Source organism: Haliovirga abyssi, assembly GCF_030295325.1.
Lineage (GTDB): Bacteria > Fusobacteriota > Fusobacteriia > Fusobacteriales > Haliovirgaceae > Haliovirga > Haliovirga abyssi.
The window spans coordinates 1,011,115-1,035,130 of sequence record NZ_AP027059.1 but is presented as its reverse complement, the minus strand read 5'-3'; the positions used below and the strand labels follow the sequence as shown (position 1 = coordinate 1,035,130).

The 24,016-nt window shown below is 23.2% G+C and carries 16 protein-coding genes; 1 reads left to right on the top strand and 15 read right to left on the bottom strand.

All coding sequences use genetic code 11. The annotated features are described in order from the left end of the window. Positions 1-3: 3 nt before the first annotated feature. Both smc and hslU read right to left on the bottom strand, forming a co-directional pair. Complete coding sequence (gene smc, locus RDY08_RS04600; protein ID WP_307905257.1) at positions 4-3,525, bottom strand: chromosome segregation protein SMC; 3,522 nt, start codon at positions 3,523-3,525, stop codon at positions 4-6. A gap of 103 nt (positions 3,526-3,628) precedes the next feature. Beyond that, a complete protein-coding gene (gene hslU / locus RDY08_RS04595; RefSeq protein ID WP_307905256.1) occupies positions 3,629-4,954 on the bottom strand; it encodes an ATP-dependent protease ATPase subunit HslU in 1,326 nt (441 codons plus the stop codon). Positions 4,955-5,132: 178 nt separating this feature from the next. On the opposite strand from hslU, the gene RDY08_RS04590 reads away from it, so the two are divergent. After that, positions 5,133-6,974, top strand: a complete 1,842-nt coding sequence (locus RDY08_RS04590; RefSeq protein WP_307905255.1) for a sensor domain-containing diguanylate cyclase — start codon at positions 5,133-5,135, stop codon at positions 6,972-6,974. A gap of 46 nt (positions 6,975-7,020) precedes the next feature. Here the strand turns inward: RDY08_RS04590 and RDY08_RS04585 are convergent, their stop codons facing one another. From RDY08_RS04585 to RDY08_RS04525, 13 genes are all read right to left on the bottom strand, one after another. Then, positions 7,021-7,956 (bottom strand): 5'-nucleotidase, lipoprotein e(P4) family, encoded by a 936-nt coding sequence (locus tag RDY08_RS04585; protein ID WP_307905254.1) that lies wholly within the window; start codon positions 7,954-7,956, stop codon positions 7,021-7,023. 356 nt (positions 7,957-8,312) lie between these two features. Beyond that, complete coding sequence (locus RDY08_RS04580) at positions 8,313-9,437, bottom strand: type III PLP-dependent enzyme (protein ID WP_307905253.1); 1,125 nt, start codon at positions 9,435-9,437, stop codon at positions 8,313-8,315. 9 nt (positions 9,438-9,446) lie between these two features. Continuing rightward, positions 9,447-10,184 (bottom strand): 3-deoxy-manno-octulosonate cytidylyltransferase, encoded by a 738-nt coding sequence (gene kdsB, locus RDY08_RS04575; RefSeq protein WP_307905252.1) that lies wholly within the window; start codon positions 10,182-10,184, stop codon positions 9,447-9,449. Then, positions 10,181-11,038 carry a lysophospholipid acyltransferase family protein gene (locus tag RDY08_RS04570; protein ID WP_307905251.1) on the bottom strand — a complete coding sequence of 286 codons (858 nt, stop codon included), beginning with the start codon at positions 11,036-11,038 and terminating at the stop codon, positions 10,181-10,183. Before RDY08_RS04570 ends, kdsB begins: the two co-directional genes overlap by 4 nt. Positions 11,039-11,272: 234 nt before the next feature. Beyond that, entirely contained in the window at positions 11,273-11,452 is a 180-nt protein-coding gene (locus RDY08_RS04565; protein WP_307905250.1) for a hypothetical protein, read from the bottom strand. Positions 11,453-11,517: 65 nt separating this feature from the next. Further along, on the bottom strand, positions 11,518-12,198 hold the full coding sequence (locus tag RDY08_RS04560) for a hypothetical protein (RefSeq protein WP_307905249.1): 681 nt from the start codon (positions 12,196-12,198) through the stop codon (positions 11,518-11,520). Position 12,199: 1 nt separating this feature from the next. Then, on the bottom strand, positions 12,200-13,207 hold the full coding sequence (gene lpxD / locus RDY08_RS04555; RefSeq protein WP_307905248.1) for a UDP-3-O-(3-hydroxymyristoyl)glucosamine N-acyltransferase: 1,008 nt from the start codon (positions 13,205-13,207) through the stop codon (positions 12,200-12,202). 8 nt (positions 13,208-13,215) lie between these two features. Beyond that, complete coding sequence (locus RDY08_RS04550; protein WP_307905247.1) at positions 13,216-13,710, bottom strand: OmpH/Skp family outer membrane protein; 495 nt, start codon at positions 13,708-13,710, stop codon at positions 13,216-13,218. Between the two features lie 38 nt (positions 13,711-13,748). Then, complete coding sequence (locus RDY08_RS04545) at positions 13,749-15,743, bottom strand: BamA/OMP85 family outer membrane protein (RefSeq protein WP_307905246.1); 1,995 nt, start codon at positions 15,741-15,743, stop codon at positions 13,749-13,751. Positions 15,744-15,762: 19 nt separating this feature from the next. Then, positions 15,763-20,076 carry a translocation/assembly module TamB domain-containing protein gene (locus tag RDY08_RS04540; RefSeq protein ID WP_307905245.1) on the bottom strand — a complete coding sequence of 1,438 codons (4,314 nt, stop codon included), beginning with the start codon at positions 20,074-20,076 and terminating at the stop codon, positions 15,763-15,765. A 12-nt stretch (positions 20,077-20,088) separates the two neighbouring features. Then, on the bottom strand, positions 20,089-21,468 hold the full coding sequence (locus tag RDY08_RS04535; protein WP_307905244.1) for an MlaD family protein: 1,380 nt from the start codon (positions 21,466-21,468) through the stop codon (positions 20,089-20,091). Next, positions 21,465-22,223 (bottom strand): ABC transporter ATP-binding protein, encoded by a 759-nt coding sequence (locus RDY08_RS04530; protein ID WP_307905243.1) that lies wholly within the window; start codon positions 22,221-22,223, stop codon positions 21,465-21,467. The genes RDY08_RS04535 and RDY08_RS04530 overlap by 4 nt, the downstream gene beginning before the upstream one ends. Then, a complete protein-coding gene (locus tag RDY08_RS04525) occupies positions 22,216-23,997 on the bottom strand; it encodes an NHL repeat-containing protein (RefSeq protein ID WP_307905242.1) in 1,782 nt (593 codons plus the stop codon). The genes RDY08_RS04530 and RDY08_RS04525 overlap by 8 nt, the downstream gene beginning before the upstream one ends. Positions 23,998-24,016: the final 19 nt, after the last annotated feature.

The following is a 24,016-nucleotide window of genomic DNA, read 5'->3' as shown; positions in this document are numbered from 1 at the left end:
ATTCTACATATCAACTGACAATAATTTCGATACTCCCTCACTTTTATCCATAGTAACTCCATATAATGTATCTGATTCTTTCATTGTCTCTTTATTATGCGTAATTAAAATAAATTGTGATTTCTCAGTAAATTTTTTCAACATTAATATCAGCTTTTTAGTATTTGTTTCATCAAGAGCAGCTTCTATCTCATCAAAAAATGTAAATGGACTTGGCTTATACATAAAGATTGCCATTATAAACGCCACAGCAATCATTGATTTTTCTCCTCCAGATAATAAACTAAGTGATTGCTCTTTTTTATTATTAAATTTAACTTTTAATTCTACACCTGTATTTAATAAATCTTCGCTATTAGTTAATAATATCTCTCCTTTTGCCATTCCTAACATCTCTTGACAAGTATAACTAAAGTTGTTTTTTAATTCTTTGTATGCTAACACAAAATTATTTAATAACTCTTCTAAAATAGATGCTATTAATTTTTCAAGTTCCTTTTTGCTATTAATCAAATCTTCTTTTTGATATTTTAAAACTTCATACTTTTTTGACAATTCTTTATATTCTTCAATAGAATATAAATTAATTTCTCCAATTTTATTTATACTTCTTTCTAATTTATTAATTTCTGATTTTAAAATATCTACTGGTAATTTTAAAAGTGCTTCATCTAGTTCCCCTTCATAATCAACTTCCGAAAACTTTTTAATTATTTGTTCAAATTCATCATTCAGCACTTCATATTCTTTTATTATTATATGATAACTATTTTCATTTTTTATTAACTCTTTTTCAATCTCTTTTATTTCAATTATTTTCATTTTTTCTAAATTTTGAAAATTTAAAAATTCTTCTTTTAATTGTTCTATTCCAGTTTGCATATTTTTCAAAAATCCTGATTTCTCAGATAATATTTCATCAATTTTTAAAAGCTTTTTCTCTAAATCTTCTATTTCAGAAATATAAATATCTCTTTGACTGTTATTTTTATTAAGATTTTCTAAAACATTTTTTAATTGTTCCTCTTTATCAAATAGATTTTTTTCAACAAACTCTTTTTTTTGCTTCAAAATATCAATTTTAGATTTTTTTTCATAATATTCTCCTGAATTTTTTTCAGATTTTTTTCTATTTTCTTTTAGTTTAAATTCAAGCTCTAAAATATTATTTTTTAATTTTAAAATATCTTCTTCAATAATTTTAACCTCATTGTTTTGTTTAGAACTGTTTTCAATAATTTCATTTAAATAGTTTTTTTCATTTTTAAGTTCATATTCTATAACTTCTAATTTATTTTCTATACTATTTAATAAATATGCTCTCTTCTCTTTTTCTGAACCTAATTTTTTTAGAATATCCTCTATATTACTTTTATTGATATTTAATTCTTCTATTTTATCTATAAGTATATTTATATCTTTTTTAATTTTAATTTCATATTGTTTTTCTTTTACTAATATTTCTTCAATATTAGTTATTTCTTCATTTATATTATTAATCTCTTTTTTTCTTTCAAATATCATAGTTATGCCATTTTTAACTTTTTCTCCACCGCTTATTTTTCCTTTAGAATGTATAACTTCTCCTTCTAACGTTACTATTGTTCCATAAAAAGATCTCTTTTTTTGAATATTTATCCCAATATTTACATCTTTTACTACTAATATATTCCCTAAAACTAACTCTACAACATCTTTATATTGATTATCATATTTTACTAATTCTGATAATCTTCCAAGAATTCCATCTTTTTTTTCTATTTTTCCACCCTTACTTTTACTAACCATATCAAATGCCAAAAAAGATGCTCTTCCTTTTTTTTCTCTTTTTAAAAATTCTATACATTTTTTAGCCACACTACTATTCTCTACTACTATATCTTGTAAACTATTTCCAGCTACTGTTACTATTGCTGTTTCTAAATATTCTGGAATTTCTATTATATCCATAAATGGTGAAATTACTCCACTTATATTTGATTTTATAATCTCTTTTACACCCTTAAATAATCCTTCAAAATTTTCATTCATTCTATTAAGAGCTTGTGATTTTAATATTCTATTATTTAATTTTCTATTTAATTCTTCCACTATAACATTTTTATTTTCAACTGTTTTTTTTAATTCTTTAATCTGTTCAAACTTATCATCTATATTAATTTGTATCTCTCTTAATTTAGAACGATTTTCATCTATATTCTTTACAATTTTATTACTTTCCTCTATTGCTTTATGTTTTTCATCTATAACCTCTCTGTTTTCTATCTCTAAATTTTTAATATGTATCTCAATTTTTTTTACTTTATTATCTTTGCTTTCTAATTTATTTTGTAACTTGGCTTTTTCTATTTCTAAATTGAAAATATCTTTTTTGCTTTTTTCTAATGATTTTTCCAAGTTTAATGTTTTTATTTGGATTCCATCAACCTCTTCTTTATCTTTTTCTAAAATTTCAAATTGTTTTTTTATCTCATTTTCTATTTCATTAACATCTTTTTTTAATTTTATAATCTCTTTTTTTCTTGTATCTTGTAGTGTATTTAATTCTATTATATCCAAATTAATCTTTTCTAAACTTTTTTTATTATTATTTTCTCTTTCAAAATATAAAATTTTATTATTTTCATTTATATTTAAAACAGTTTCAATCTCTTTTAATGAATTTTCTTTTTCAAAAATTTTATTTTGTAATGCTTCTTTTAATTGAACTTGTTTTTCTAAATTTTCTTCTGTCGCTTTGAAATTTTCTTTAATTTTTTCTAATTCATCTAATTTTCTATCTTTTTCAACACCTATTTTTTCTAAACTTATTCCTAAAGTTTCTTTTTGCTTTTTATAAATAACATATCTATATTCATTCAAACTTTCATTAAGTTCTCTATATTTTATTGCTTTTTCATACTGTTTTTTTAAAGGTCCTAATCTTTCAACTATTCCATTTTCTATAATTTCTATTTTTTCAATGTTATCATTTAATTTTTCTAATTTCTTTTCAGCTTCCTCTTTCCTCTTTTTTATTTTTTTTATTCCTGCCACTTCTTCTATTATTTCTCTTAACTCTTTTTGTGAAGACATTATTATCTCTTCTACTTTTCCTTGTCCAATAACAGAATAGGCTTTTTTCCCTATACCAGTATCCATAAATAATTCGTGAATATCTTTTAATCTAACTTTACCATCATTAATATAATATTCATTTTCTCCAGATGAAAATATTTTTCTAGTTATTTTTATTTCATTATATTCTATATCTAAAAGAGAGTTATTGTTATCAATTATTAAAGAAACCATTGCCATTCCTTTTTTCTTTGAATTTTTCCCACCAGAAAAAATTACATCACTCCCCTCTTTAGCTCTTATACTTTTATAGCTTTGTTCTCCTAATGCCCACAATACAGCATCCAAAACATTACTTTTACCACTTCCATTTGGACCAACTATTGAAGTTATCCCTTTTGATAAATTTAATTTAGTTTTGTCTGCAAATGACTTAAAGCCAGATATTTCTATAGATTTTAAATACATTTTTTATTTAAATTCCTTTCTTTGATTTTTTCTGAGTCTTAATTATAAAAAGATCATTTTTGATCATAATACCAAAAATGACCTTTCTATTTTCTAAAAAATTTTATAATATATAATTCTCTAAATTTTCTTTTTTTATAGCTCCTTTAAATTTATCATCAATATCTTTACCTTTTAATATTATCTTCCTGTTTTCTCCATAAGGTGCCTCAAACAAAATATCTTTTAAAACTTTTTCTATTACCGAATGTAATCTTCTAGCTCCTATATTTTCAATTTTCTCATTTAATAAAATAGCGTATTCTGCTATTTTATCTACTGCTTCATCTGTTACTTCTAATGTTACATCTTCTACTTCTAATAATTTTATATATTGATATACTAAATTATTCTTAACATTTGTCAATATTTTTACGAAATCATCTTTTGATAAATTTTTCAACTCAACTCTTACTGGAAATCTACCTTGTAATTCAGGCATAAGATCTGATGGCTTTGTCATAGAAAAAGCTCCTGCTGCTATAAATAAAATATGATCAGTTTTTACTGGCCCATATTTAGTCATAACCGTTGTCCCCTCTACAATTGGCAAAATATCTCTTTGTACTCCTTGCCTTGATACCTCTGATCTAGTTCCTCTTTCTGCTATTTTATCAATTTCATCTATAAAAATTATCCCATCATTTTCTACTTTATTTATTGCTTCCCTTATTAAATCTTCTTTATTTGTATTCTCATTTATCTCTTCTTGCAATAATATTTCTATTGCATTTTTTACTTTTATCTTTTTTTGTTTTTGAGGTTTTCCTGATAATCCAGATACTAAATCATCTAACATTTCAGTAATATTGCCTAATCCTTCTGGTCCATCTCCTCTTCCATTAGAATAAACTTCTATTACTGGAGAAATTGATTTTGAATGCGGTTTTATCTCTATTTCTGACTCATCATATTCACCAGATTTTATTTTTTCTATAATTTCTTCTTTTTTATCATCATTTATAGTTTCATAAGAAAAAAGCTTTTTAGCGATAATTTCATATACTTTTTCAATATATTTTTCTCTTAATTCTTTTGCTTTTTCATTCTGTACCATTCTAAATGTAAGAGCTACCAAATCTTTTACAATACTTTCGACATCTTTACCTACATATCCCACTTCTGTATATTTAGTAGCTTCAACTTTTATAAATGGAGCATTTGCTATTTTGGCTAATCTTCTTGCTATTTCTGTTTTACCAACTCCAGTAGAACCTATCAAAATTATATTTTTGGGAATTATCTCTTTTTTTAATTCTATATCTTGTATCTCTTTTCTTCTATAACGATTTCTCAAAGCTATAGCTACATTTTTTTTTGCTTCATCTTGTGAAATAATATATTTATTTAATTTTTCCACTATTTCTTTTGGCGTATAATTCATATTCATTATTTTATTTCCTCCTAAAAACATTATTATTCCTAAAAACAGTTTAAGAATATCTTAAAAAGCAACTTGATATCCTTAAATAATTATATACTATTTTTTTTTAAATTACAACTTTTATTTTCCTTAAAATTATGTTATAATTTCTTTTATTAGTAACCATTCGGGAGGCGCATAATTTATGAAAATAAAATTAAGAAAACTAACCATTTTTTATTCTTTAATTTTAATTGGATTCGTTTTTGCATATCAATTTTTTTCTTTTCCACAGTTTCTTTTAATCGGAATAATATTATCACTGATTTTTTCTTTAATTATTCTTCAATTGATATATCGTTTGGAATCATTTTCAAAAAATGAAAATAGTTCTTATCCTATAGAAAATAAAATTTCTTTTTTAGAGTTTTCAAAAGTTAATCAATTTGTACAAACTTTGATCTATAAAAACAAAATAATTGATGCTGTTAATATTGCTTTAACTAAAAGCAGTAATTCTATTAACTTTTTTAAAGTTGCAAGTGAAAATTTAGGAGTTGTTTTTAACACTCCAAACATATATTTTATTTTATACGATCCTACAACTGGTCTTTATGAAAAAACTTTTTCTAATGGGAATTTTTTAGATAGAACTTTTAATATTGATTTTAAATTTTTAGACCAATATCAAAAAAATATAATTCCACCAGAACTTTTTTCTACTGTATTTAAAAATGAGGATATAAACTTGCAAAATCTTGGAATATTAAAGCTACATTCTTCATTGAATTATATTGGATATATCCTTCTTGGTTATTCTAATAAATTAATGGATCCTGATTTTTTTTCAGAATATAATTCTGTTTTATTACAAGTATCTACTTCATTTGACTTACATATAAACCATTCTCAACTAAGAAAAAAAATAAGAGAACTAGATTTATTAAATAAAATTATAACATTAATGGAAAAAGATAAAGATTTAAATGAAATATATCATTTATATTTAACTTATCTTACATCAAATGATGGCATTGGGTTTAATAGAGCTATACTATTTTCAAAAAATGGAAATTTTTTCTTTGGAGAAAAAGCTATTGGTGAGATTACAGAAGAGGAAGCAAAATCTACTTGGGAAAAAATAGAAAAATGTCCAATAGAATTTTTTTATTCTCCTTCTGAAATAATAAAACCAATTAACAAAATTGTTAATTCTTCCAAAATAAACTATAGTAATGATATTTATCTAAAAACTATTTTAGCTAAACAAAATTATGAAACTGTAAATTTAAATTTTTCAAATTTTTCTGAAAGCAACAAAAAAGTTTTTAAAAAATTTAATCTTGAAAATTTTATTTTAGTACCGTTAATTTCATATGATACTATTCTTGGATTTGTTATTGTTGATAATAAATTTGATAAGAAAAAATATACGGAATATAGATTAAATTCATTAATAAATTTTTCTCATCAAACTGCATTAGTTATTAATAATTTACACCTGTATCAAAAAAATAAAAAAATAGCTATAATAGATGAACTTACTCAATTATATAACAGACGTTTCTTTGATACTTCTTCAAAAAATGAGATGACTAGAAGCATACGAGAAAATATTCCTTTGTCATTAATTATGATTGATATAGATCATTTTAAAAATTACAATGATAATAATGGCCATATTGCAGGAGATATTCTTCTTAGCACTATTTCTAAATTATTTAAAGATACATGTAGAGAAACAGATTTTGTATGTAGATATGGTGGAGAAGAATTTTCTATTATTTTGCCAAATACCGATATGAACGGAGCATCTGAACTTGCTGAAAAAGTACGAACAAAAGTTGCTGAAAATACTTTTCCATATGAGGAATTACAACCATTGGGGAATCTTACTATTAGCCTTGGAGTTTCTAATTATCCAGAAACAGCAACAACTTTAGAAGAACTAAAGCAACAATCAGATGAAGCCTTATATAGCTCTAAACACAGTGGAAGAAATAAAGTAACCTTATGGAATGAAAAAATAGAATGTGATTTAAAATAAAGAAAAAGGTATCAGATTAATTTCTGATACCTTTTTCTTTATTTTGTTATTCCCATTTTACTAAATGTTCTTTTCTTGCTTTATTTTTTTGCTCTGGTGTCATTCCCCAATTTCCTTTATAAATATCTCCTTCCCAATCTCCATATAATGGATTTGGAAGCAATACAAATTTATTTCCAAATTGTGATTTTAAATTATCAACTAAATCAGCTTTTTCTGACATTGTTTTTCCTCTAAATACATATGAAAAATCATTAAGATTATCTCCCATTAACAATACAATTCTATGATTTTTAGCTACCTGTTCTCTTCTCGGTTCTTTATTTGAAGTTTTACCTTTTAATAATACATGCTCTTTGTCTGCTTCTGGAAATCCAAATTTCTTTAAATTATTAATTGTAGGTTGTAATAGCTTAACACTTCTATTCGATATATAATAAACATCACCTTTATTTTTTACAACAAAATTTAAAAATTCTACTGCACCAGGTAATGGAACTGCTTGCTCTGATTTAACCCAATCATTCCATTCTTTTGGATATGAATTATTAGTTTCAATAGATCCTGCATCATATGGACTGTTATTTAAAACTGTTTCATCTATATCTACAACTACTGCTCTTTTTTGTTCATTATCTTTGTTAGAAGTCAAATCTGCATAGTAGATTATTTTGGCCATATTAAATGCTTGATATGATAATGCTTGCATCTCTCCTGAAGTTTGATACCAATTTGCTGCCATTACCATTTGTTCATTTAAATTTTTTTGGCTATACATAGGCATTAATTTCAGTCTTTGACCTTCTCTGATAAAATTCATATTTTTCAAATTATTAAATTGCATAATTTTTTGAACGCTAATTTTGTTCTTATTTGCAATTTTCGATAAAGTGTCACCCCTTTGAACTACATACTCTGATGTTCCCGCAAAAACTGTTGCTGATAAAAGTATTCCTGCAATAAAACTGCCAATCTTTTTCACAACTACCCCTCCTTTTAATAAAATTCTGTTTTTCTAAAACTTTTTTTAAAATTTTTAAAAAATAATTTTAGCCTCACCTCCAACTGTTCGCTATATAAAAATATTACTCTATTTTTTTTCATATGTCAAACATTATTTTATTATTTTTTTCGAAAATAGTAATTATTTATAAAATAAAAAAATAAGCTACGCTTCATAATGTAAAGTATAAATGTTTTTCAAAATTTTTGGTTTCTGAAAAATTTCGCTTTGAAAAATTGCATATTTCAAAAAAACGGCGTAGCTTATTTTCTGCATAAATTTATACTTTCCTAATAAAAAACAAAGAGGCTTTTTATCAAAGCCTCTCCTGTTATTTATAAAATTTCATCTAAAAAATAAATTTTTGGTGGTTCTATTCCATTAAAATTACTAGCATATCCAGTAGTATATGCTCCTGCATTTATAAAATATACCCTATCTCCTATTTCAATATCATCTGGTAACTGAATATTTTCATACATTGTATCTACGCTATCACAAGTTGGACCTGATAATGTATAATTACAAAGTTCTCCTGCTCTATTTGGGACTATAATTTCATATTTGAATCCCTGTGATGTTTCCATTAAACCGTGAAAAACTCCACTATCAATATAAAGCCATTCATTTTTTTCTTTTTCTGATCTTAATATTACTTCTGAAATTAAAATCCCCGCATTACCAACCATTGACCTTCCAGGTTCCACAGCTACAATTAAATCTTTATATTCCTCAAAAGATGTTTTTATAGTATCATTAATTACATCACTAATCTCTTCAATTGTAGGAATTTCTCTAATATGTTTTATTGGCATACCTCCACCAGTATTTATAAATTTTAAATTTATCCCTTCTTCCCTCAATTCATCAAATATATCTTTTGTTTTCAAAAGTGCTGTCTTCCATATATATTTATCATAACATTGTGACCCTACATGAAATGATATTCCATATGGAATAACTCCTTTTTCTTTTGCATATATAAGTAGTTGTTTTGCTTTTTCTATATTTGTTCCAAATTTTTTTGTCAAAGGCCAATCACTATCAGAATCTGACATTTGCATTCTTACAAATAACTTCGAATTAGGAGCATTAATTGCTATTTTATCTATTTCTAAAAACTCATCTGCTACAAATATTCTAACTCCTTTTTCATAAGCATATTTTATATGTTTAGATTTTTTTATTGTATTACCAAAACTTATTTTTTTCACATCAGCATTTTTCGACAAAACTAAATCTAATTCACCTATAGAGGCTACATCAAATGAAGAGCCTAATCTAACTAATCTTTCCACAATCTTAGGGTGAGAATTAGCCTTTACTGCAAAAAATATTTGTGAATTATCAATATTTTTTACTAATGACTTATAATTATTTTCTATTATATCCAAATCCATAATTAATGCTGGTGTCTCTATATTTTTAGTATCCCTGATTAATTTTTCTGTAAGTTTCATTACTCCTCCTTATATTTTAATTCCTTTTATTTTTATTATTCTTTCAACTTCATGCAAATCTTCAGGAGTATCTACTCCTCGTACATCAAAATTTGTAGTTTCAACTTTAATTTTATATCCATTTTCCAATGCTCTTAATTGTTCTAAAGATTCCATTTCCTCTAACACACTTTTTTCTAAATTGTTATAATTTAATAAAAATTGTCTATTATATCCATAAATTCCAATATGTCTATAATATTTTGCATCTTTTTTGTCTCTATTATATGGTATTGGAGTTCTGCTAAAATATAGAGCATATCCATTTTTATCAGTAATTACTTTTACAATATTTGGATTAACAATATTATTTTTATTCGATATTTCATGCTTTAAAGTAGCCATTTTTAATTTAGAATTTTCTACAAATGGAACAATCAATTGATTAATCATCTCTACTTCAATTAATGGTTCATCACCTTGGATATTTATTATAACATCATACTCATTCCATTCTTTTGCTACTTCTATTATCCTATCTGTGCCTGTTTTGTGAGAATTAGAAGTCATCATAACATCTCCGCCAAATTCTTTAACTTTATCATAAATCCTCATATCATCAGTAGCCACAATTAGTTTATCTACATTTGATTTCAACGCCCTTTTATAAACCCATTCTATCATTGTTTTTCCATTAATTAATGCTAATGGCTTCCCTTCAAATCTGCTAGAACCATATCTAGCAGGAATAACTCCTAATATTTTCATTTTATCCTCCATCTATCGTGTTGCCAAAACCACTGTTCTGGATATTTTCTTATTACTTTTTCTATTTCACTTGTACATATTTGAGTATTAGTTTTTATATCTTGTTTATCATCTCCTGTTTTTTGTAAATCTATTTTTTTTTCAAAATAAAATATATGTGTATTATCTTTTTCTCTAACTGTATATGCTAAAAAAACAGGGACATCAAATTTCAATGCTAAAACTGCCGCTCCAGTTGGAGCTTTTGTTTTTTTATTAAAAAATATAACTTCACTATCGTTAGTATATTGATCTGATATTAATCCTAATATTGCATTTTCTCTTAAAGCTTTTATTAATAATCTAGAAGAATTTCGCCCTTTAAAAATAACCTTTGCACCATGTTTTGTCCTTATATTATTTATTATTTCATCTAAAATTTTATTACTTTGTGATTTTGCCACCCCATAAACATTATATCCACTTTTACCTAATTCTTGCCCTAATATCTCCCAATTGTCAATATGTAAAGATAATAAAATTACTCCTTTCCCTTTTTTTAATTCTACATCTAATTTTTCTCTCCCTACAAGTTTGGTTTTTATTTCATCTAACCACAATAGTTCAAAAAATGTTTTAGAAATATTTTTATAGGACTCTAACGCTATTTTTTCTATTGTAATATTATCTGCTTCTGGGAAAGCTATTTCTAAATTTTTTAATGTAACCCTTTTCCTTATTTTTAATAATTTATAAATTATTACTCCAAAAAATTCAGCAATTTTATATCTAATTTTCATTGGAAATAATAATATAAAAAATTTTATTATATAATATAAGGATACTTCAAATCTGTATTTAATTTCTTTTTTCAAATTTTCCTCCAAAAAACTTTTGTAGTATATCATATGAAAACGTTTAAAAAATAAGTTTCTTTAATAAAAAGATTATTTTTAAGCCGTTCCTCAAGAACGTTTAAAAAGTAAGCTTCTTTAACTAAAGGTTATTTTTAAGCCGTTCCTCAATATAAAAATGAAAGGAAAATTTTATAAAATTCCCTTTCATTTTTATAGATCAAAATCAAATTATAATATATTCTTTTGATATTTTCATCCTACTTCTTTCATTAAAATATCTTTAGCATAACCTAGTGCTAGTTCAAAATCCTCTAATTCTCTTAAATGTGCAATCTTAGAGGCAACTCTATAAACCTCTACAATATTTTTTACATTTAAATTGCATTCTTTAAATAACTGACATTGAAGATTATTCCATTCTTCTAATTCCATTTTTCTCACCCTCTTTAGGAATAGCAAAAAATAATATATTCAAAATTTATATTTAAAACTATAAATTATCTGTCATATATTCCTGTATAACTTATTGAAATTCCAACACTATCATCAATTTCTCTCCAAAAAACTTTTGTAGAAACATTTGAAGTTGTATAAAATTCTCCACCTATATTATAACTGATTTTTTTTTCTTTTTCTCCCAATTTATTTTCACTATTATATGAATATACCTCTGATAATAGTTTTATCTTTTGAAAGATTGGAAATCCTAACCCTACAAAAAAACTTGCTTCTGAATTTTCATTATATTTTAATCCTACTGAAGTATCTAAAAATATTTTTTTATTTAATAATTTTCTTATCGATTTTGACGCAACTAAATAACCATAAACCACATCTTCATCTTCTACAAACCCTATTGCCATTGCAGGATTATCTGCTTCTTGTACAAATTGAAATTTAAAATTAGCTTTTAATAATTTTTGATTTATTAATTTGTCTTCACTTGATAATTTTATTCCCGCTTCAATTTGAGGAATAAATCCACCTTCTAACATAATGCCAAATTTACTGTTTCCCTCAAGATGATCTATTAACCCAGTTACTGAATAATTGCTTATTCTTAAATTATATGCAGTTGGAAAATCAATTAACCCCGTAAACCCTTTACTTGCTGGTTTACTTAAAGCAACTATCGATATAACTAAAAACATTATTAAAATAAAATATTTTTTTTTCACTTTATTTTTCCTCCAATTTTTTTTCCAATTTCTTAATTTGTTTTATCAAAGAAGGTACTTTTCCCATTGCCACTTTTACTCGTAAATCATCTTTATGAGCTCTTAATGGAAATCCTGCCATTCTTGAGTTATCTGGAACATTATTTGTTACTCCAGATTTTGCAGCTATTACAACATTACTACCTATTTTTAAATGTCCTGCAACTCCTGTTTGTCCTGCTAAAATTGTATTATCTCCAACTTCAACACTTCCAGATATCCCAACTTGAGCTATTATAAGACAATTTTCTCCTATTTTATCATTATGTGCAATATGAACTAAATTATCAATTTTTGTCCCTTTTTTTATAATTGTATCTCCAATAGCTCCTCTATCAATTGTTGTATTTGAACCTATTTCCACATTATCTTCTATTATGACACTCCCTATTTGTTCTAATTTTTGATGCATTCCATTCAATGGAATATATCCAAATCCATCAGAACCAATAACTGCTCCTGGTTGAATAATTACATTATCACCTATTTTACAGAATTCTCTTATTGTTACATTAGGATATATTATGCTATTTTTTCCTATAGTTACTCCTTCTAATATTGTTACATTAGGATATATTATACTGTTTTCTCCTATTTTAACATTATGACCAATATAACAATTTGGAGAAATTTTTACATTTACGTATATATTTAAATCTTCTTCTATATTTTTTTCTATCTCTTTTTGTTCTTTTTTAAAAAATTTCAATATTTTCATTAACTTTTCTTTTGGGCTTTTATCTACCAATATATATATTTTGTTATTATCAAATTCTGTAATAATTCCTTCTGGTATTATAATTGCTTTTGATAAAGTCTTGTTTAAATTTTTTAAAAATTTTTCATCTAAAGCAAATGTAATTTTATTCTCTTTTGATTCATAAAATGGAGCTAATCCTTCTACTTTAAAATTTTTATCTCCAATAATTTTCCCATCAATTAATTTTGCAATTTCTTCTACTGAGTACATATTTCCTCCTACTTACTTAAATCTATTTTTTCAACTCCTGATAAAAATTTTATTACATCGTCTGTTACATCTGTTGCTCCATAATATACAACAGCACTATCAAATATCGCATCTAATTGATCTTTTTTAGCAACTTGTTTTATTGCTAAATTTATATCTGATTTTAATTTTTCATACATTGTATATTGTAATTGGTCTAAACTACTTTGCATTCCTTTATAATTTTTTGCAAATTCTGATTTCATTTTATCTAATTTATCTTTCTCTTCTTTTGTAGCTTTATCCCCTTTTTGTTCTAGTTCTTTTTGATAATTTGCGACTTTTTCTTTTCCTGCATCTAAATCTTTTTGCATTTTTTCTTTTTGAGATTGTAAAAATTGTTGTGTTCTTTGTGTCTCTGGATATTTAGATAGAACTTTTTGAGTATCTACCTTACCTAATCCTCCTGCAAATATTGATGCACTTATTAATAATGATGATATAACTACTGCTATTTTTTTCATATTTTTTTCTCCTCCCAATATTTTTTATTTCTAATAACCTAAAATAATTGCCCTATATTAAAATAAAACTTACCACCACTCTTATCTTTATCATTTATCGGCCATCCATAATCAAATCTTAATGGCCCTAATGGAGTTTTTACTCTAAGACCTATTCCATATCCCATTTTTATATCTTTTAATCCACTAAAATCTTTGAATAGTGTCCAAGTTCTTCCTACATCATAAAATATGACACCTTGAACATTATCATCAATTTGATACCTATTTTCTATGTTTAATACTAATTCAAAATTACCTTCATAATCATAACTTGTATATCCTCTTAAGCTGTTACCACCACCAACAGCATATATTTGTGACTTAGGTGTTTCTTCGCTGGCATATCCCCATAACACTCTATACGCCATATGATTTTTATCTGTTAAAAATTTATGATATTTTCTAAACTCTGAATCCATTAAATAATAATTTGTTCTTCCAAATACTTTTCCATAAGTAGTACTAAATTTTGCATATTCTCCTGATTTAGGATCCAAATAATTATCTCTATTATCATAATATATTGTAGGGTATAATGTCAAGAGAGAATATTTATCTATTTCCTCATGTGATCCATTATATTCTGTTACTTCTTCTAGTTTTGTACCTATACTTAATCTAATTCTATTTGTTAATCCTTTTCCTATTGAAAATCTAATTCCATTTTTATTTGTATACACTGAATCTAAATCTGATTTTTCCGAATTCTGAACTTCTGTTCTATATAGTCCCGAACCAAAAGATAGATGATTGCTGCCCTTTATCCAAGGATCATAAAAACTAAGTTCGTATAACTTTTTATTTTTTGAAGATACCTCAAATTTCAAATTTAAATTTTGTGATTTTCCCATAAAATTATTATCTTGTACACTAATATTACCAGTTAATCCTATAGAATTTCCATATGAAACTCCTCCTTGAATAGAACCACTTCTATTTTCATTTAAATGCAATACCAATGTTATATATCTTGGATCATTTTTATCTCTTATAAAGTCAGGTTTAATATCTTTAAAAAATCCCAATCTAAATATATTTTTTACACTTTCTTTGTATTTAGCAATCTCCATTGGCTTCCCTTTTTCTAGTGAAACTTCTCTATCTAAAATATATTTTTTAGTTTTTAATTCTTTTGACATACTTACTGCATTATCTTTTGTTTTTTCTATTATTTTTTCATATTTTATATCTTTTAATATTCCTTCTGAAACCTTTATATTTAAATTAAAATCATTGTCTAATGCCACATCATATACTGTAGCAAGAAAATAACCTTTATCAACATAAGATTTTGTAACACTATCAATATCTTTTCTCAATATATTAATATTGTATATATCTCCAATTTTTGTATTGAATTTACTTAAAAGCTCTTTTGTACCAATTAATGTATTTCCTTCTATTTTTACACCTTTTAATATTGGATTTTCTAAAACTCTATATTTTATATATATTCCGTCTTTATATTTTAATACTTCTGGGCTAACATCTCTGAAATAACCCATAGCTAATATTTTATTTTTCCCCTCTAAAGTTTTTGTTTTTGAAAAATAACTTCCAATTGTAAATGGTATTTCCTTTATTATATCTTTTTTCTTTACTTTAGAATTTCCAAATACTTCTATTGACTGAACAATCATATTTTTATCAATCTTTTCTCTTTCTGAATTTGGCACAATCCCTTTATCTTTTAATAATTTTTTTACACCTTCTACTTCCACTACATTTATCATTAAATTTATACCATTATCTTCCACTTTAGGATATATTTCTAAATCTTTTATATATTCTAAATTTTTTATGGAAATATAATCATTTATCATTTCATTGGATTTAAATTCCATCCCTTTTTTTAGCTTCATACTATTTAAAATTATTTCATTAGGAACCTCTTTATTTGATGTTATTTCTATATTTTTTATTAATGTTCCACTATCTCCAAATGCAATACTTAAAATTAATAAATTTAAAATTAAAATTAATTTCTTCAATTTCTGTACCTCCGTTTTTTTATTTTTTAGGAATATTAAATATATTTATCATATCTAACCATTTATAAATTTTATATTTAAAGTTCCATCCAATATGTAGCTCACTTTTTCCAATGTCATCACTATATTCTTCTTTTATACCAGCTGATACATTATTTTGATCATTTATCTTATAATTAAGCCAAACATCATAATAATCAATTTTCCCTGATATTTCATCTGATAATTTTCCTTTTACATTCCAAAATAAAATATTTTTATATAAAGAATTTCCCAAATCTAAAGTTGCACCTAATCTAATATCATTTGTTAAATTTAGTTCTCCCTCCTTATCATTTATTTCTAATATATTTGAGTATAATTTGAATTTGCTTATTCCTAATATTTTAGCAATCCTTTTTGATAATGGATTAAATACTATTTCTGAATTAAGTTGCCTTGCTAAAACATCCCTTACAACCCCTCCAGGAGAAAGTTCTCCTATTTTTTTATGAAAAGTTAATAAAGATATTATATCTGAATAATTCAAATTAGAACTTGAACTCAAATTTAATTTTATGCTTTTTAGATCTCCAAGTAGTTGAGCATCTATTGTTTCCCCTGCTATATTAGTACTAGCTAATAAAGAGATAGAAGGATTCAACTCTGGAAAAAACAGATATGGATCATCAAAAACAATAAACCCATTTTCTATTTTAAAATCATTATTGTTTACAGTTATAACTCCTTCTTCAGTTGATATAGTTCCTAAAAAATTAATTTTTTTATTTTCAATAGTTAAATTCCCATTTCCTGAAATAGATGCTTCCAAATCCTCCAATATTGATATATTTGCTAAATGAATTTTAAATTCTTTTGATATAGAAACATCCAATCCAACTTCTAAACCTTTAAAAATATCACTATAATTTTTATTATCTTTTTTTAATCCTGATTCTATTCCAGAAAATTCGCCGGATTTTATCTTTAGGCTACCTAATATATTTTTATTTTTAATTTTTAGATTTGTGTCAAACAGTACATTTATATTTTTATTTAAATAATATTTTACATTTTCAGCTTTTATATTAAAATCCCAATTATTTATTTTTGGTTTATATTTCATTATATTTGAAATATCCGGTACATCTAATTCTAAATTTCCACTTCCACTTAAATCCCCACCATTAATATCACTATAAAATTTTGAAATAGAAAATTTATTTTTATTTATAACGCCAATTCCACTTATATTTTTTAAAACAATTTTTTCATCCTTTGTTATTAAACTTCCTCTATTCAATTTAATAGTTCCGTATGTACTATCGTCATTCAAATATATGTTCGCATCAACTTCTCCATCTATTAACTTTAATTTATCTTTTAATAAAAATGCAAATGTTTTTAATCTTAACTTTTGGGCGTTAATTCTAAAATTATACTTTAAATTTTTCATATCTAAATTTCCATATGCTTCAAATTTATTGCTATTATAATATAACCTTAAAATTTTTAAAGTTAATTCACTATTATTTCCTTCTATATGATTTTCTAAATTAATTATTTTTGCATCAAAAATATTTAACATATCTGAATTAGCTATCAATTCATATTCTATGTTTTTATTTTTATAGATAAAGTTATATTTAACATTTAGTTGTCCGTTAATATTATCTATCCCAAAATTATTTATATTTATATTTTGGTCAGGAATTTTCAAACTAAACTCTTTATCTTTAAAATTTGCAATTCCTTTACCTTTTAATGCTGTTTTTCTGTTTTTATAGTTTCTAATTTCTATATTTGATATGTCAAATATACCACTATTTAAAAAATTAAAAACATTACCTTTATTATATGAAAATTTGCAGTATAAAGAAGGAAGTTTTATATCTTTATAATTAATAGAATCAATATTTAATTCTCCTACTGATTTTAAATTTTTAATATTTCCCCAAATATTAATATCTCCTAATATCCTATATTTTAAATAATCTGGTATTTTGAAATCATAGTATTTATTTAAATTTTCCTCAAATATATTTGTATGTATATCTATATTTTTATTTATTAAATCTATTTTTCCTGTAATTAAATTATCATCTATCTTAGCTTTATTTAATTTTAATATATTATCTGATATTTCTCCATTTCCAGAAAATAAAATATCATTTTTTTTATATTTTAAATTTAATTCTTTTAAATCAAAATATATTTTAGGATTTGTAAAATCTCCACTAATCTTTCCATTTATTTTTTTTATATATAAATTTAATCCTTCTGCATCTAACCACTTCAAATCATTTAATTTATAATTTGTTAATTCATATTTCAAATCCATATTTTTAGAATCTATGTTATAGTCACCCAAAACAGTTACAAATCTATTTGAAATATTTTTAAAACTTAATATTTTATCATTTAAACTTATATTTATACTTAAATCTTGAAAATTAAAATTATTATATTCTATTTTTTTCAACTCTCCTAAGAAGTTTCCTTTAAATATACCATTATATGATAAATTAATTTTCCCTTTTAGACCAGAATAATTTCCTATATAATTTCCTTTTTCACTTGAAATAGTTCCACTATAATAAAATTTTTCTTTTTTCCCTGTTAATATCCCATCTGTATATAAATCTATATTAGACCCCTTAACATTAATCCTTGATTTCTTTATATTCAGTTTATAAAAAAATGTTTTTAAATTAAATAGCCCATCTAAAGTTCCAAATGCAATTTCATTCTTTATATATAACTTTTTTATCCTCATTATATTTGATAATATAGTACCATTAACAAAACAACTAATATTTTTATATTCTCCTTCTAAATTAAAACTTCCTTTTTCAAATTCTAAATTTTTAAAATTATAATTTATATCTAAATTCCCTTTTGTTAATAACTCCTGATTTTCTATTTTTAATTTTTGTTTTTTAATTATTTTGCTTTTAATTTCTATACTATTTTTTAAAAAATCATTTCTAATAAATATATTCCCGAATTCTTTATTTTTCAAATTTATTTCTATAATATTTTTATCTAATTGCCCTATAAAAGTTCCTTTTAAATTTGTTAAACTTTCAATATAAATATTTTTAATTTTTTTTATTTCTATATTCCCATCTATTTTTTTTCCTGTTAAAATTGCATTTCCTACTAATTCACCAGAAAAAAGATTATCTTTAGAATAACTAAACTCTACATTTTTTATATTTAATCTTTTTTCATCATAAACCATTTTAAGATTTACATTTTTTAATTCATTTTCAAATACAAAAATCTTTTTAGATTTCGCTATAATTGTTGCATAAGGTTTATCATTAATATAATTAAAATCTACATTAGCTTTTTCTATTTTTCCTTTAATTTTTAAATTTAAATTTTTTATTGGTTTAAATTTTTCTACATCATTATATGTTATATTTTTGGTACTTATTTTAATATTTAATTTACTATTTAAATATAATAAATTTAAATCATATTTCTTACCACTTACATATCCAAAAGTATATAAATTTAATCTCTTATTTTTATAATCAAATTTTCCATTTATATTATATATTTTATCCTCAATTTCATTATAATGTAATGATGCATTATGAAAATCACCTTTTACATTTATATTCTTATCTTCTATGGTTAATGTTATGTTCCCTCTTCCTTTATACCTATTAATTCCTGATAATTCTCCAATATATTGCATATCATTTTCATTAATAAGTAAATTTTTTATATTTATTAATAATTTTAGTTTTTTATCAAATGTTAAGTTTAAATTTAATTTTTCTTTATATTTTGTAGACCCTTCAGCTATTATTTTTATTTTCCCATTATAAAAAGATATTATCCCATTTGAATTTTTTAAATCTCTACTAATAATATTTTTCTTACTAAAATCTTGAAAATTAATGTTTGAATTTTCAAATATAATTTTATTTAATGGTATTTCTTTATTTTCTTTTGAATCTGATTCTTTATTTTCAAATTCAGTTAAAAAATTTATTTTAGAATTTTTATACATTTCAAAATTAATTTTCCCATCAATCACTTTTATTGTAGATAATTTAAATGGAAAAATATTAAAATTAATTTTTACACGTGGAGCTTTTAATAACACTTTACCTTTTTTTGATTTGAATATAAAATCTTTTAACTCAACTTCATTAATATTCTTAATTTTCATATCTACAAAATTAATATTTAAATTAGCATATGTTTTTGTTAATGTTTTAACTGTATTTTGTATTTGATATTTAAATGTAATATATAAATTAGTAAATATATATATTACTATTATAAATGCCGGCATAAGCATTGCATACTTATGCTTTTTAATTAAATCTCTCATATTTATAACTCCTTAAAATTCATATCCTATCCCAATATGAAGGAAGTTTTCTAATTCGTATCTTAAATATATTTTACTATTTTTAAAGTAAAAATCTGTGCCTATAATCACTTCTTTATTCTCCAAATTATTAAAATCTCCAGTTAAATATAATTTTTTATTTATTTCATATTTTATTAAAGTTCCCATATACCCATCAGTTCTAAATTTAATTCCTATTTTAGTTCTATCAAAATATTTCCCTAAAGTCAAATTAAAATTTTTTAATTTATCAGAAAACTCTCCACTATTTACTCCTACAAAATAATTACTATTTTCATTTTTTAATTCTAGCTTTATATTCCCATTAATTTTATTATTTTTATTTGTATATTCTAAATTAATCTCTTTTTTTATTTTATTATTAGTATATTTTTTTAATTTATCACTTAAATCTTCTATATTTTTTAAACTTTTAGAAACTTTACCTTTATTTTCTTCATTTAATGAACCGTTTATACTATTTACTATCTTGTCAATATTATCAGTTATACCAACTATACCTTTTGATACTTTACTAATGTCATCTTTTGATAAACTTTTTATTACTTCTAAAAGTTCTTCTGTTATTAATTTTAAATTTTTAGAAACTCCTGATATATTATCTGAATTATCATCTAATATCTTTTGCGTATTATTAATAGTTAATAATATAGAGTTATATACCATTTTTAAGTTTTTATTATTACTATCTATAATAGAATCTAATTTTTTCATAAAACTTATCATTTCATTTAATAATAAATTTATATTTTTCTTATTCTCATTTAATATTAAACTGCTTACTTTTATTAATTTATTACTTTCCAATAATGTTTTATCTAAACTTTTTGATGCTTTATTTAAATTTATTATCAATTCTTTTGTTTCTTTTATTGGTAATTTATCAATAGTATCCTTTAAACCATTGATTATTACTATAGTTTCTGATAGCTGGTCTACTAATGTATTTAAAGATATTGGATCAATCCCTTCAAGAACATCTTTATTCTTATAATATTCATCCCCTTTTAATGGATTATATATACTAACTATCAAATCTCCCATTACACCTTTTAAAAATATAGCAACTTTTGCCCCTTTTCTTATTTTGATATTTTTTTTAATATATAATTCAACTATAACTTTTCCATCATCTAAATATATATTTTTTACTTTTCCAACTTTCACTCCTGCTAATAATACTGGAGTACCTATTTCTAAATTACTAACATCTTTATAACTTACTTTTACAACATAATAATTTGAAGATAAACTTATTTTTCCTAAACTAAATAAAAAAATAATTAACGCTATAATACTTATAAATACAAAAATTCCAATAAAAGTTTCTTTCTTAACTATTTTAATCACCTCTTTATAAAATTTAAATCTATAGGCCCATTTGTTTCACCTTCAATAAATTGTAAAAAGTATGGGTCATCTATCTTTTTCATATACTCTTTGTCTCCTTGAACTATAATTTCTCCGTTATATAAAAGCCCTAATCTATCTGAAACTTTAAAAGCAGATTTCATATCATGAGTCACTACAATTGATGTAATATTTAATCGTTTATTTAAATCTATTATCAAATCATTTATTACATTTGACATTATTGGATCTAATCCAGTTGTTGGCTCATCATAAAACATATACTTAGGTTCTAATATTATACTTCTCGCAAGAGCTGCTCTCTTTTGCATCCCTCCTGATAATTCTGATGGCTTTTTATCATTTATACCATTTAACCCTACTATTTTTAATTTTTCATTTATTTTTTCTTTTATTATATCATAACTTAAATTTGTATGTTGTAAAACTGGAAATGCTAAATTTTCTTCTATTGTCATTGAATCAAATAAAGCAGAATGCTGAAATAAAAATCCACATTTTTTTCTTATTTGATTTAATTCTTTTTTATTACATTTAGTTATATCTATATTGTCAATAATAATTTCACCTTTGTTAGGTTTCATTAATCCAATGATATTTTGTAGCAAAACACTTTTTCCACATCCAGAAGGCCCTAATATAGAAAAAACTTCTCCTTCTTTTACTTCCATTGTTATATCTTTTAATATCTCTTTAGAACTCAAAATCACATTTACAGAATTCAAACTAATCATTTAAAAGCTCCTTTATATTATATATTCTATAGTTTTTCTTTAAAGCTTCTTTTGTTGAAATCCCTATAATATAATCTCCATAAATTTTAACTGGCATAATCCCATATTGCAATAAAGATACATCTTTAATCCTTTTTAAGCTATTATCATATATTTTTATTGAAAAATTATAAGTATCTGTTACATAAATTTTATCGTTTTTTACATAAATTCCATTTAAACCATTCTCTGAAAATTTATCTTCTATAAATTTAGTGAGTTTCCCATTTTCTATAATATCTATCCTTTTATAAAATCTATCCAAAACATATATTTTATTATCATTATAAAATATATCACTTAAATTATCTAAATTCTGTTCATCCCAGCCAAATTTATCAAAGCTCTTTTTTCCTCTTACTATATTTAATAAAGATTCTCTTCCACCAATTATATCTTTTTCCGAAAAAAAATTGTCATATTTTTTTATATTCATCTCTTTTGAATCTAAAACATATATGTATCCCATACTATCTAAATCTAGTTTTAAATTATAAATATATCTATCTTCACTTTTTTTCTTTTTCTCTTTTTCTTTTTTATCTAAATTGTCATACCAAAATTTATAATTACAAGGAAATTCTTGATATCCTCCATAAGTAAAAATTAATCTATTTTTCCAATTATATTTTTTTATTCTATTTTCTCCTGCGATAGAAATATATTTATTATTATTATCATCTATTGCTATATCTGTTGGAAATATCCCTATATTTTCAATTTCTTTAACAAAACTCCCTTTTTTATCATAGATTAATACTTTATTTAACGAATTATCTACTACATATAAATTATTCTTTTTATCTTCTGATAAAGCTATAGGTTTTAGATATTCTCCTTTTGAAATCTTCTTAAAATCTATTATTTTTTTTTCTTTTTTTGTTTGTATATTATATTTATAAATACTACTTTCTCTAATAAAAAATATATTATTATCCTTTTCTATAATTTTCGAACCATTTAATATTTCAACATTATTCTTCTTTCCCTCTTCTTTTACTTTTTTTGTTGTTTTTACTCCAGGAAAATAGATATTATTATTTGATTTATCAAATAATACCAAACTTTTCTTTATAAAAAACATTTTAGCTGGAGAAACCATCTCTGCTAAATTTAACTCTTTTTTGATTTTTTTATTAGTTTTAACATCATACTCATAAACTTTTTTATTAAATTTATCTAATATATAAATAATGCCATTATTATAACTCAAATCATAATTAAAACTATAATAAGGTTTATATATATATTCAAATTTTGGCAATAAGATTTGTGATAAATAATTATAATTTTTATCTAAAATTTGAATTCTATAATTATATTCATCAAATATATATAATTTATCTTTAATCATATATATTTCTCCTATATGATTAAACTTTTTTTCGGTCATTCCTTTTGAACCAAAAGAAAATATTTTTTCTAAATTCAAATTGTATACTGTAATACTATTTTTAATACTATTTAATAAATATATTTTATCCTTAATATTTTTTATTGAAATATTTCCTTTTTCTAAGTCTAATTTTTTAATAAATTTAAATTTTTTATCAAAGAGTACAACTTTTGACAAACCATAATCCAATACATATGTGTCATTATTTTTGGACATAGTAAATGAGATTGGAAATATTATCTCATTTGGCTTATCACCATAAGTAATTCCAACCTCATATATTGAAAAACTATAAACAGATATAAACAAATATATAAATATATAAATAATTTTTTTCATAAATTCCACCTATTTTTAA

Excerpts from the sequence above, each read along its gene's own strand:
- RDY08_RS04530 (WP_307905243.1), bottom strand. The coding sequence starts at position 22,223 with ATGATTAGTTTGAATTCTGTAAATGTGATTTTGAGTTCTAAAGAGATA.
- lpxD (WP_307905248.1), bottom strand. The coding sequence starts at position 13,207 with ATGTACTCAGTAGAAGAAATTGCAAAATTAATTGATGGGAAAATTATT.
- RDY08_RS04590 (WP_307905255.1), top strand. The coding sequence starts at position 5,133 with ATGAAAATAAAATTAAGAAAACTAACCATTTTTTATTCTTTAATTTTA.
- kdsB (WP_307905252.1), bottom strand. The coding sequence starts at position 10,184 with ATGAAAATATTAGGAGTTATTCCTGCTAGATATGGTTCTAGCAGATTT.
- RDY08_RS04550 (WP_307905247.1), bottom strand. The coding sequence starts at position 13,710 with ATGAAAAAAATAGCAGTAGTTATATCATCATTATTAATAAGTGCATCA.
- hslU (WP_307905256.1), bottom strand. The coding sequence starts at position 4,954 with ATGAATATGAATTATACGCCAAAAGAAATAGTGGAAAAATTAAATAAA.
- RDY08_RS04540 (WP_307905245.1), bottom strand. The coding sequence starts at position 20,076 with ATGAGAGATTTAATTAAAAAGCATAAGTATGCAATGCTTATGCCGGCA.
- RDY08_RS04565 (WP_307905250.1), bottom strand. The coding sequence starts at position 11,452 with ATGGAATTAGAAGAATGGAATAATCTTCAATGTCAGTTATTTAAAGAA.
- smc (WP_307905257.1), bottom strand. The coding sequence starts at position 3,525 with ATGTATTTAAAATCTATAGAAATATCTGGCTTTAAGTCATTTGCAGAC.
- RDY08_RS04580 (WP_307905253.1), bottom strand. The coding sequence starts at position 9,437 with ATGAAACTTACAGAAAAATTAATCAGGGATACTAAAAATATAGAGACA.
- RDY08_RS04525 (WP_307905242.1), bottom strand. The coding sequence starts at position 23,997 with ATGAAAAAAATTATTTATATATTTATATATTTGTTTATATCTGTTTAT.